The sequence below is a fragment of the Candidatus Nitronereus thalassa genome, from assembly GCF_032191465.1.
Lineage (GTDB): Bacteria > Nitrospirota > Nitrospiria > Nitrospirales > UBA8639 > Nitronereus > Nitronereus thalassa.
The window spans coordinates 311560-323175 of the sequence record NZ_JAQOUE010000002.1; the positions used below are offsets into that span (position 1 = coordinate 311560).

Annotated in this window: 10 protein-coding genes and 1 pseudogene; 8 read left to right on the plus strand and 3 right to left on the minus strand. The window is 46.4% G+C overall.

The genetic code is table 11. The features are described 5' to 3' along the window. Positions 1-101 precede the first annotated feature (101 nt). The 4 genes and pseudogenes from rsmD to PPG34_RS18415 form a co-directional block, all read left to right on the plus strand. Complete coding sequence (gene rsmD, locus PPG34_RS16775; protein WP_313834593.1) at positions 102-692, plus strand: 16S rRNA (guanine(966)-N(2))-methyltransferase RsmD; 591 nt, start codon at positions 102-104, stop codon at positions 690-692. After that, entirely contained in the window at positions 683-1168 is a 486-nt protein-coding gene (gene coaD / locus PPG34_RS16780) for a pantetheine-phosphate adenylyltransferase (RefSeq protein WP_313834594.1), read from the plus strand. The genes rsmD and coaD overlap by 10 nt, the downstream gene beginning before the upstream one ends. After that, entirely contained in the window at positions 1165-2361 is a 1197-nt protein-coding gene (locus tag PPG34_RS16785) for a pyridoxal phosphate-dependent aminotransferase (protein ID WP_313834595.1), read from the plus strand. The genes coaD and PPG34_RS16785 overlap by 4 nt, the downstream gene beginning before the upstream one ends. Before the next feature lie 82 nt (positions 2362-2443). Beyond that, positions 2444-2584: pseudogene (locus PPG34_RS18415) on the plus strand (FmdB family zinc ribbon protein); the annotation flags it as partial. Between the two features lie 26 nt (positions 2585-2610). Here the strand turns inward: PPG34_RS18415 and PPG34_RS16790 are convergent. Both PPG34_RS16790 and PPG34_RS16795 read right to left on the minus strand, forming a co-directional pair. Next, entirely contained in the window at positions 2611-2904 is a 294-nt protein-coding gene (locus PPG34_RS16790) for a hypothetical protein (RefSeq protein ID WP_313834596.1), read from the minus strand. Between the two features lie 25 nt (positions 2905-2929). Then, a complete protein-coding gene (locus PPG34_RS16795; RefSeq protein WP_313834597.1) occupies positions 2930-3607 on the minus strand; it encodes a GDSL-type esterase/lipase family protein in 678 nt (225 codons plus the stop codon). Between the two features lie 265 nt (positions 3608-3872). Between PPG34_RS16795 and PPG34_RS16800 the strand changes: the two genes are divergently transcribed. Beyond that, positions 3873-4448 carry an OmpH/Skp family outer membrane protein gene (locus PPG34_RS16800; RefSeq protein WP_313834598.1) on the plus strand — a complete coding sequence of 192 codons (576 nt, stop codon included), beginning with the start codon at positions 3873-3875 and terminating at the stop codon, positions 4446-4448. A gap of 60 nt (positions 4449-4508) precedes the next feature. Here PPG34_RS16800 and PPG34_RS16805 read toward each other — a convergent pair whose 3' ends face one another. Then, on the minus strand, positions 4509-4892 hold the full coding sequence (locus PPG34_RS16805; protein ID WP_313834599.1) for a rhodanese-like domain-containing protein: 384 nt from the start codon (positions 4890-4892) through the stop codon (positions 4509-4511). Between the two features lie 967 nt (positions 4893-5859). Here PPG34_RS16805 and PPG34_RS16810 point away from each other — a divergent pair. The 3 genes from PPG34_RS16810 (at position 5860) to PPG34_RS16820 (ending at position 11432) form a co-directional block, all read left to right on the plus strand. After that, positions 5860-6363: a hypothetical protein gene (locus tag PPG34_RS16810; RefSeq protein ID WP_313834600.1), complete on the plus strand. Its 504-nt coding sequence runs from the start codon at positions 5860-5862 to the stop codon at positions 6361-6363. 707 nt (positions 6364-7070) lie between these two features. After that, positions 7071-10766: a PAS domain S-box protein gene (locus tag PPG34_RS16815; RefSeq protein WP_313834601.1), complete on the plus strand. Its 3696-nt coding sequence runs from the start codon at positions 7071-7073 to the stop codon at positions 10764-10766. Between the two features lie 6 nt (positions 10767-10772). Next, the gene (locus tag PPG34_RS16820; RefSeq protein WP_313834602.1) at positions 10773-11432 is read left to right on the plus strand and encodes a response regulator transcription factor; all 660 of its coding nucleotides are present in this window, start codon (positions 10773-10775) and stop codon (positions 11430-11432) included. Positions 11433-11616 lie beyond the last annotated feature (184 nt).

Genomic DNA, 11616 nt, shown 5'->3' on the forward strand with positions numbered 1-11616 from the left:
GTAGGTTTTAATACGTAATTTATTCCACCTCACGCAGGCTCTCCCTTCTTGCTGCTGTTCAAAATGGTGTGCTAAGGTTTTTCCCTTGTGGGAAAACCCGAATGACCATGCGCGTAGTGGCGGGATTTCAGAAAGGGAGGCGACTGAAACAGCCCACAGGCCGCGGCCTTCGCCCGACCTCGGCACGGGTCAAAGAGGCATTATTTTCCATCATTGCCGAACGCCTTACCAACGCCAATGTTTTAGATTTGTATGCTGGAACAGGCGCCCTTGGGCTGGAAGCCCTAAGTCGAGGAGCACGAAAGGTTATCTTTGTAGAAAACCAGCCAACCTCGATTCAAATTCTTCGCGAAAACATTGCTCTTTGTGAACTCATGCATAACAGCACAATTATTGACCAGGATGTCACGGAATATTTAAGCGCTGATTTTCCCCGGCGGGATGACCATCCATTTGATTTGGTGTTTGCTGACCCACCTTATGAAGTCTCGGATTTAGAACCGCTCCTCAAGAAACTTGATACCTGTGACAAATTGGCTTCCCACGGATTAGTCGTGGTGGAACATTTTAAAAAGACATCCCTTCCAGTAACCACCGGACGTCTCCATCAAACCCGACAAGCTCGGTATGGCGATACGATATTGACGTTTTACAAGCTCTTCTTGCCATTGAAAGATGATTCATGCGGATAGGCGTCTACCCTGGCACCTTTGATCCCATAACACGGGGACACACGGACATTGTGGCCCGTAGTCTCCATTTATTCGATCGTCTCTTTTTGGCGGTCGCCCCTAACCCTCGAAAAGAACCTTTGCTTTCCATCGCCCATCGAGTTGAATTAGCCAAAATCGCCACGAAAGAGTTTCCCCATGTGGAAGTGGAGCCCTTCGATGGACTTTTGGTGAAATATGTCCGGGATCGTGGTGCCCATGCAATTATTCGTGGACTACGTGCCTTGTCAGATTTCGAGCATGAATTTCAAATGGCGTTACTCAACCGAAAAATTGACGAGCAGTTGGAAACCGTATTTCTCATGCCGAGTGAAGAATTTTCATATCTGACTTCCAGCATTGTAAAAGAACTCGCGATGTTTGGTGGCCCGTTGGAAGATTTTGTCCATCCTGAAGTGGCCAACAAACTTCGGCAATGTTATACCAAACACCCATGACGACACTTTCCTCTCGCTCCACTCGCATTGTTCCCTCGCCGACCTTAAGCATTACGGCGAAAGCCAAGGCCATGGCAGCCCAAGGGATTGATGTCATTGATTTCTCTGCAGGCGAACCCGCTCAAACCACCCCGAACTTTATTCGAGAAGCCGCGATCGCCGCCATTCAATCAGGATTTACCCGATACACCCCAGTGCCTGGCACGGATGAACTCCGCCAAGCCATCATCGAAAAATTTCAACGCGACCAGGGAGTTACCTACGATAAATCTCAGATTTTGGTGTCCTGTGGTGCCAAACATTCCCTGTATAACCTTTTTCAGGCGCTACTGGATCACGGAGATGAAGTCATAGTTCCCGCGCCATATTGGGTGTCGTATCCCGATCAGATTCGCTTGGCGGATGGCACACCCGTCATTTTAGAAACTCGGGAAACGGACAACTATGCCATTGATCCATCAGCCCTGGAATCCTGCATTACTCCACGGACGAAAGCCGTGGTGTTAAACAGTCCATGCAACCCTACCGGAGCAATCTATTCTCGAAACACGCTTGCACAAGTAGCCACGATCGCGAAGAAGTACAAGTTGTTGGTGATCTCCGATGAAATTTACGAGAAGTTAATATTTGGAGACCCTCCCTTTCTCAGCATCGTGTCCGTGGACCCGGAGATTGTTCCGCAGACGATACTGGTGAATGGCATGTCCAAATCTTACGCAATGACAGGGTGGCGTATCGGATATGCCGCCGGACCCAAAGACCTGATGGCGGCCATGTCCAATATTCAAGGCCAAAGCACCTCGAATCCTACCTCCATCGCCCAAAAGGCCTCTGTGGCCGCGCTTCAGGGGGGAAACGACTTCTTTAAAGAAATGGTTCAGGACCTTCGCCCCAAACGCGATCTGATGGTAGCTGAGCTCAACGCGATTCCCGGCGTCACCTGCCCCATCCCCTCAGGTGCTTTTTATGCTTACCCAAACATCTCGGGAATTCTGGGCCGTCGCTACACGAAAGGCACCATTACTACCTCTGCGGATTTAGCTGCTTATCTGTTGGAAGAAGCCCAGATCGCCAGCGTTCCTGGTGAACCTTTTGGAAGCCCCTCTCACCTTCGAATGTCCTACACACCAACCATGGAAACCATCCAACGGGGCATGGCACGATTTCAGTCCGCCATTCAATCCCTTTCCTAAGATCAGGACTTGCCTTGACTTCCTGAATTTTGGTGTTATTGAACTATGCCATTACTGTTGATTCCCCAAGGAGGAGAACCCCGTGCCTATTTATGAATATCAATGCGAAACGTGCGACCATAAATTTGAAGTCCAACAAAAATTTTCTGACCCCCTCGTTGATGCTTGCATCAAATGTGGAAAAAGTGTCAGAAAATTGATCTCCGCACCTGGCATTGTGTTTAAAGGCACCGGTTGGTACGTAACGGATTACTCTAATAAACTGAAAGATCCTAATTTATCGAAGCCAAGCTCTTCAGCAGACGGCAAACAAGACAGCGGCACGACAGGCTCCCAAAGCGAAAGTGGCAGCGGAGATACTAGCTCCTCCAGCACGAAAACCGACAACAGTTCAACAACATCTTCTTCCTCAGATAGCTCATCCTCGGCGGGGAGTCCTCCCTCCACCTCCGGGTCGGCATCGTCTTCGGGGTCATCATCGGGATCACCTACAAAATCAACGGCTTCCACTCCAAAACCCAAAGCTTCCTCGTCTAGTTCCAAGAACTAGGGGATTCACTTCGCGGGCTCAACCTTCAGAAAGAATGTCTCCAAAGGGTATCGCCAGAAGGTGACGCCAAACTAATCGAGCAAACGCTTCATAGCCTGCCGTATTTAAATGCAGGCCATCACTTGAGTACCGAGAAGCCAGCAGTTGATCTGAACCTTCAACAGTTTCTGAAAAGAGGTCCAGGCATGGGATCGTCAGTGCCCGACACATCTCAACGATCTGACGATTTAATACTAATCTTTGATCAATATGGAATTTCAACCAAGGGGGAATCGAGGGCTTAGAACCACTTTTATGGAGACCTCCTGGATCACCCTCTCCAGTTTCCACACGAATCGACGGCACCGTCACTCCCACAGGCTGGATTCCGGCTTCAATTGACAATTGATACAGTTGTTCAAGATTTTGGGAAATCCGCCCAGGACTCACCCCCAGACCTAGATCGTTTGTCCCACCTAAAATGACGGTCACTTGAGGCCTACGAGTGACCACATCCCGAGAAAAACGTTTTACCATGTCGTCCGTGACCTCTCCGCAAATGCCCGTCACCACAATCTGCGCCCGAGTGGCCACCCATTTTTGGAGAAAATCGCCATAGGGAGTATCTTCTTCCTGATGATCAACATAAGGGTTCCTCTGATAACCAGCGGTCAAACTATCTCCAAAGCAGACCAAATAAGGATCGTATAACTCCATACATCAAGCCTTTCGTTCTCTTGGGGAAATTCAATATTCCATAAATTGTATGCGCCCAGCTTTAATTTGTTTATCCTGTATAATAGGCCATGATACATCACAACCTAGAAGCTCTCATGGCGCCCTTGACACGGCAGCATGGAGTGAATAATCTCGTGAGCTTATTGTTTTCTGCTAGATGTACAGTGCTTCAGTAGTGAAAACATCCCCTACCATTTGAGAAACCTGACGTTTATTGATTAGCCCTGATAAGGAGGCCTTTGTCATGCCAAGAGGACGTGAACTGATTACCAACATTATGCCGCAACAAACAGCTATTCTACTTCTGACCATTTTTATGGTCGGTGTAGGGTTTGGCTTCCCGCAGGCTTTTGCTGCGAGCGATTTTAAAGTGGGAATCGTGGACCCACAAGCCGTGATTGAAAAGTCTAAATCCGGCAAACGGGCCTTGGAAACCTTAAAAGAACATGCCACCGTTCGGCAAAAGCTCCTCGGTTCTGATGAGGAAGAACTCAAAGCCCTACAGGAAGAACTCCAAAACACCAAAGGGCTTAGTGAAGCTGACACGAAAGCCAAACAGGGACTCTTCCAAAGAAAACTGCAGGAATACCAAAAGCGGGGTCAAGAGTTTCAACAAGAACTCGCTCAAAAACAACGATCTATGGTCTCTGACTATATGGGAAAGATCGAAGCGGCCACCAAGGCCGTAGCTGACCGCCATGGATTTTCTCTCGTCATCGACAAAGGGAGCGAATCTACATTGAAAATAGTGCTTTACAGCCGGAATGGACTCGACATCACCAATGAAGTTGTCAAGGAATTTGATAAGAAGTTCCCCTAAGATAACAATCGGTTTATCAATGCCTGGCCGTCTAGGAAAATTTCCCTCATAGCTTGCCATTTATAGAGAGTTAGGGCCTGGCTCAACGGGAAATCCCGCCTGACGCCAGGCCTTGATGCCTCCTTCCATCGAAGCCACTCGAGTATAACCCATTTCCATAAGATTCATGGCCGCCAAAACCGAACGATACCCTCCCCCGCAATACAACACAATTTTGGCATTTTTATCAGGAATCAGGGTCTCAATATCGCGCTCCAAAATTCCTCTTCCCAAATGTACAGCCCCCTGGGCATGGTCAATCATCCATTCATGATCTTCCCGTACATCAAGAAAATGAAATGGCTCGTGACGATCCTGCCAATCCTTCACCTCTCTAACACGACATTCGGAAACACGCGAACGAATTTTTTCGACTAATCGTTCAAATCCTGGATTATGGGTCACGAACAATCCTCCTTTTTCTCGCATCTCAGCCGAACACAGCACCCAACAAGACCAACAATCTCATACGCTCCCTCCGAAAAACTCCTCTCTTCATTTGAATACTCCAATGCACCACCGCTCCAAATAGTTGAAAAAACACATGAATTTACGCTTTTTCCACCACGACAAAGGACGCAATTTTGTAACCCAGGGCAGATATAAGGCGGCCATTTACACCTTCGACCAGATTACTCTCTGTTAAAACACCCCAAGTTATTGGAAATAATCAACATTCCATTAGACTAACCACATCAAAATAGAAGCCTCTCTATCTTTTTATAATTTCATTATGATAATCTACGTTTTTTTGCGTTGTTCCTACGAAAAAAATAAACCCCCGTATTTCTGGTACATTGAAAAATTAGGACCCGGTGCCCAAAGGGTAAAGTAAGCGCAAAATCCTAGTTACAGATTGTGGCTGTGATATAAGTAATAGTTTTAAGTTCTTCTTAATTGTAGAAAATCGCCACAACAAAACGCGGTTTTCCCTCTGGACCTTATCTTTACCTAAATGACGTATGGACAATAATGAATAATTTATGGGAAATGCTTAGTCCCTCACAATCAGCTAAGGCCCAATAAAAAATTTTCCTAATGGGGTGCTCAGAATTTATTTTCAAAACGCCGTAGTCACTAAAAGTATCAATATTGAACATTAGTTTTTTGATCAGGTCGTTTATTTTGCCAGGGAATATATTTCCAATTGTAAAAAAGCACAGGAGACAGGTTACAATAGCTTAGGTAGGATTGGTTTCAACAGTATTTGAGAAATACATCAAGTTAGAAAGACAATCTACCTTTCATGAAGGAAAATGTGATATATGACTTCCTCACATTTACGAATAAATATTAAATTTTTAACCGCATGAATTAATGTTAGATAGAATAATAGGCAATAATTAGGGAAAAATTCCAAGAGGTTATTCAAATGGCAAAAGGCAAAAATTCTATAAACGTTCGTGGAACAATGGAGCCTTTAAGTGCGTGGAAACGTCATAAGGCCCTGCAGGAACTGGCTCGCTTTATGGGGCAGGAGGGCCGAGACCATCTCACCCAACTAGAATATGACCTTGCCGAAGAGAAGACCTATTCGGTTCAATTTTTTGTTCGACATTGGGGGTCATGGACCCGTGCAGTCCAAAAAGCCAGGGAGTTGGTTGACCAACAAGATACGCCGGAACCCGAAACTTCTCCGTTTGCCGGATGGGTTGCCTGCCTCTGCGGGAAGGCCTGCCATTGTGAAAAACGTTTCTGGAGTCCTGACCGTCGCCGAATTCGGATGTGTGATGCCTGTCGATCCTGGTCGGACAAATTATCTGTCGATGATCAGTTTTTCTATTTAACGGATGATACTGTCCTTAATACTCGCGTTAGAAGCACAACCAAACAAGGGCGGCCTAGAAAGAGTGAAGTCGAAGTCAGCGCCAAGTAAGGGGGATTGTCAAAAGAATTTCTGACTTTCAAATTCTCCGACACAAGTTAAGTGGGCTATGACCAATTTGTGGGAATGATTTTGTTCTTACTTTCTCTTGGTACACCCAGAAAAAGCAGAGGACTTCCTTCATTTTCCTTATGTCCGATTGATTCAAAAAATCCATTTTATTACAAAGAGAGGACCCCTTAACCTCAATGGGAAGGGGCTTTCTCTTTTTATACTGATAATGTTCGCCAAAAAAATTTCAAAGAACCTTGTCCGAAAATACTTTCCCTTCTCCTCTTCACCTATATTGAAGAGTTACTAACCATCCTCTCTAAACGAAACCACACAATTATTTTCTACCAACTCTTTAAATACCAAGTACTGGCTGATTTCCCCTCTTTGTTTCTCAGTGAAAAATTTTACCTACCGAAGAATTCCATTTTCCTGGCAAGTTCTAAGGTTATTTTTCATAGGGCCGTTTAGCTCTATTCATGCGTATATAATACATCTGGAAGATCCCCTATAAAAGCCGCTAGGCTTACAGAGCTGCGAACCTTGTAAATTCAATAGGTTGTCGATCTTGTTCGGCCTCATAACTCTAGGCAAACGGGATTGGTTGGAAAAAAACAGTTTCCAAAATATTTAATCTTAGGGGAAAATACATTAGCGTGGAATTACCTTCCCAAATGATTAGGGAACCTTCAAAAGGCAGTCTGGCAATGCGTTCCAAGGATGAAACCCTAACCCAAGCCAAGCACCTTTTACTCACACAGAAGCTCATTTGGGAGGAAATCCTTAAGCGAAAGGATTTCGGCTCCATTCTGGGGACCCTTTGTCTCCAGATGGAAAAAATCATTTCTCCTTCAATTTGTGCCATTCTTCTTTCAAGTGACCAAACCAAGACGAAGACTTTTCGAATGGCCCCTAGTGGTTCCATCGCCTTCTGCGCAGATCTTGATGAGTTCGACCCTCATGAATTTTTAGAAATTTCTGACATGGTAATCTCGCAAGATGAAGTTCTCGCCTTTCCAGAAGTAGAGACAAATGCAGGCTGGAGCAGGATCCACCATCGTATAAATAAATATGGTATTCAATCCTGGTGGTCGATTCCAATAGGGAAAAAGAATCAACAACCTATGGGAACTTTGGTGATTTTTCATGAGGAAAACCACCGGCCTTCGACATTTGAAATCTATGCCTTGAACACCGCTGCACAGCTAGCAGAGCTAGCTATTGAACAACGCCAGAATGTACTGGACCATTCCACGAATCGTACCGACCGATTTCAAAACTTGTTTGATTCGGCACCTGTGGCCTATCTCACCAGCACCATGGAGGGAAAAATTCTGAGTGCGAACGCCTGCGCCGCAATGTTAACAGGTCTCGAACCTGATGAATTACCGGGAAGATCAGAACTCGACCTGTATGCCCCTACCCTCCGAGGAAAACGTAAGGCTGAAAGGCTTCATCATTGGATCCAACATGGACTCGAAGTGGAGAAGGAAGAGTTAGAACTGGAACGACCGGATGGCACTCGACGATGGGTCAGCCTCACCGTTGGGTTAATTCGAGATTCTTTAGGAAATCCCATAGAAAGACGAAGCATTCTTGAAGATATTTCCAACCAAAAACAAGCTCAGCAATTATTGGACGAACAGAAATCCATTTTAGAAATGATTGCCAAAGGGCAACCTCTTGCCCATACCCTTTTACGCCTATGTGAGGGGATCGAAACGCTTACACCCGGGATTCAATGCGCGATCCACCAATTGCACAACACGACCCTCCATTTACTGGCCGCGCCTTCTCTCCCTCGCTCCTACGCGCAAACTATAGATGGCATGAAAATCGGCGTGGGCATGGATTCCTGTGGAACGGCCGCATATCGCCGAGAACCCGTCATCGTTTCAGATATTGCCACGGATCCGTTATGGCATCAGAGCCGGACCGTCGCCTTAGACCAAGGATTCCAGGCTTGTTGGGCCATCCCCATCGTCTCATCTGACAATGAAGTCTTGGGCACTTTGGCCATGTATTGCTTGCAACCCCGTACTCCCTGTCAGGAAGATTGGCAGATTATTGAGGCATCAAAAAAATTGGCAGGGATCGCGTTGGAACAAGAGCGCGATCGTTTAGCCCTCCAACAAAGCGAAGCCAGATTTCGAACTCTCTACGAAGACAATCCCACCATGTACTTTACCGTCGCCTTGAATGGGACCGTACGTTCAGTCAATCAATTTGGAGCCTCGCAACTGGGATTTTCTCCTGATGAACTCCGAGGAACATCCGTATTTTCTCTTTGTCACCCTGATGACCTTTCGATCGTTCGCCAGACATTCGACGCCTATCTTCACGATCCTTCCGATCTGGAAAATTTGGAATTTCGTCATGTTCGAAAAGATGGAACCGTCATTTGGGTGCGAGAAACCATTCGGCTCATACACAGCAAAGAACAAGAACCAGTTCTGTTCCTAGTCTGTGAAGATATCACCAATCAAAAACTCACGAGTGAAACCCTTATTGCCAGCGAGGAGGCAATTCGTAAACTCTACGACATTACCTCTTCACCAAATTTAGATTTTGAAGCCCGCATTCGCGCGTTACTTCAACTCGGGTGTGAGCGATTTCATCTTTCATCGGGACTTCTTGCCCATGGCGTCGGGGAAGACCTCACCCTCCAATATATCCATACTCCTTCATCCTCTTTAGTCGAAGGCACCACAGTTCCCATGCAACACACCTTCTGGGGTCTTACTATCGGATCACCTGAACCCATTGGCATTGAACAAATCAGTGAACTCTCATTGCCTACTTCCGTTTGCCATTCCACGTTCAATTGGCAAAGCTACCTTGGAACCAAAGTTATGGTTGGGCATGAAACCTATGGCATTTTGTGTTTTGGCAGTCCGCAAGTCTTCAAAGGTAAATTTTCCGAAGCCGAGAAAGACTTCCTACAATTGATGGCCCGTTGGATAGGGACGGAACTTGAACAAATTCAAGCACGTGAGGCGTTAGAAAAAAATCACGCCGTCCTCCATGCCGTCCTCGAAGGCTCCATTGATGCATTTTATGTTAAAAATTTACAGGGTTCCTACCTCATGATTAACTCGGCAGGTGCCCGATTATTGGGGAAATCCCCTTCTGAGGTCATTGGGAAAAATGACTTTGATCTACTCTCTACTGAACAAGCCATCGCCCCGCGGCAAAAAGACTTGGAGATATTAGCGTCCCAGCAAAGCCAAACCTTTGAAGAACAAGTCACCATTTCCAACGTCACTCGAACTTACCTTACGACCAAGTCTCCGTTTTACGATTCCGCGGGTAACATCATCGGCATTTTCGGAAATGCCAGAGATATCACCGAGCGCAAACGAGGAGAAGAAGCTCTACAATTGACCCAACAAGTCTTCGACATTTTACCAGATCACGTCTCAGTCGTAGGCCCGGATTACCGTTATCGACGGGTGAATACCGCCTATGAACAAGTTCACGGCCTTCCTGCTCAGGACATCATTGGCAAACATATTTCTGACCTGCTAGGGCAGGAAATTTTTCAGCGCGACATCCAACCACTCTTCAATCGTTGCCTTCAGGGAGAAAGTGTTTCCTATGAACGCTGGTTCCAATTCCACGACGGATATAGACGATTTATGGCTGTCACCTACTCTCCATTGTGGGATCAGGATCATCACCAGGTGGAAGCCGTCGTGGTCAATGCCCGTGATTTAACACCACGGAAACACATGGAAGAAGCTCTTAAGGAAAGTGAGGGTCGCCTGCGGGTACTCCTTGATGAACGCATTCGAATTAGCCAAGACCTTCATGACCATGTGCTCCAATCCATTTATGCCGTTGGGCTAATGATTGCAGCTATCCGAAAACCCCTTGAAACCCAAAACTTTTCCGAAGTGTATGAATTTCTAGACCAAGCGGTGTTGCAAGTGAATAACTCCATCACGGACATTCGTGGTTTTATCGAAGGTCTGCCCAAGGACCTAGATGATATTGGAGACTTTTCCACCGAACTGACCAACCTGGTTCAATCGATGTCCATTCCGGATGGACCAACATTTCAATTGCGCCTTGATCAAGAAGCTCTTGATCTGCTGTGTCAACAAAACACTCTGCACCTTGTCAACATCGCCAGGGAATCGATGAGTAATTGTCTGCGCCATGCCCAAGCCACGGAAAGCACCATCAGCTTAACCAGAGAAAACGGCCATTTGCGTTTTGAGATCGCCGATAATGGCATTGGATTCATTCCCCTAGAACGCTCACACGCAGGTCACGGCCTTATCAACATGAAAGCCCGCTCTGAACATTTACAGGGAACGATGACCATCCGCTCTGCTCCCCATGAAGGAACCCGAGTGATTATTCACATGCCAACCGCTGCACCAAACCGAGGGAAGTAACATCTCATGATTCAAATTTTGTTAGTCGAAGACCATGAAGTCGTCCGCATTGGCTTGAAAACCATTCTCGCTCAAAATCCTCAATTCAATATTGTCGGGGAGGTTGGCACCTGTGAGGAGGCCAAACAGGAAGCTGTTCGACTTCAACCCAACGTAGTCCTCATGGACCTTCGTCTTCCCGATGGAAGTGGTGTCGATGCCTGTCGGGATATTCTTCAAACTTGTCCAAAGACCCGCATTCTCTTTTTAACATCCTATAGAGATGAAGATTCAATGCTGGCGGCAGTCTTGGCCGGGGCATCGGGCTACCTCCTCAAGGAAGTGAGTCCGGATCGTCTCACACAGGCTATAGAAATGGTCGCGGAAGGGCATTCCATCCTTGATCAGGGCGTGATTGAAAAAGTCAAAGAATGGGTCAACAAAAAAACTCAACCGCAAGCCCCCGCGAAAAAGTGGGATTTATCTCCGCAACAATTTAGGGTATTGGAACAAGTCGCCGAAGGCAAAACCAATAAGGAAATCGGCCGCTTTCTAGGACTCAGCGATAAGACAGTGAGAAATTATCTTGCCACAATCTTTGAAAAACTCAGAATAACTCGTCGCAGTCAAGCCGCCACTATGTTCACTAAACAAAACCTCAAGGATTCTCAAACGCCGGACCGCTGACCCTTTCCAGCGAACAGATTCAGAAAATTACACGCCTCCTTACTCACAACCATCTCATGCAACCGAGGCTCAGATCCACTTCCCGAGAGGAGTGAGCCCTGACTACGCCCGAGGCATAAACTGTTCATATATCCTCTACGTTGCGTTCTTGTTCATGAAAATCAAAGCCATATAGTCTAGGAAA

Excerpts from the sequence above, each read along its gene's own strand:
- rsmD (WP_313834593.1), top strand. The coding sequence starts at position 102 with ATGACCATGCGCGTAGTGGCGGGATTTCAGAAAGGGAGGCGACTGAAA.
- coaD (WP_313834594.1), top strand. The coding sequence starts at position 683 with ATGCGGATAGGCGTCTACCCTGGCACCTTTGATCCCATAACACGGGGA.
- PPG34_RS16785 (WP_313834595.1), top strand. The coding sequence starts at position 1,165 with ATGACGACACTTTCCTCTCGCTCCACTCGCATTGTTCCCTCGCCGACC.
- PPG34_RS16795 (WP_313834597.1), bottom strand. The coding sequence starts at position 3,607 with ATGGAGTTATACGATCCTTATTTGGTCTGCTTTGGAGATAGTTTGACC.
- PPG34_RS16800 (WP_313834598.1), top strand. The coding sequence starts at position 3,873 with ATGCCAAGAGGACGTGAACTGATTACCAACATTATGCCGCAACAAACA.
- PPG34_RS16810 (WP_313834600.1), top strand. The coding sequence starts at position 5,860 with ATGGCAAAAGGCAAAAATTCTATAAACGTTCGTGGAACAATGGAGCCT.
- PPG34_RS16815 (WP_313834601.1), top strand. The coding sequence starts at position 7,071 with ATGCGTTCCAAGGATGAAACCCTAACCCAAGCCAAGCACCTTTTACTC.
- PPG34_RS16820 (WP_313834602.1), top strand. The coding sequence starts at position 10,773 with ATGATTCAAATTTTGTTAGTCGAAGACCATGAAGTCGTCCGCATTGGC.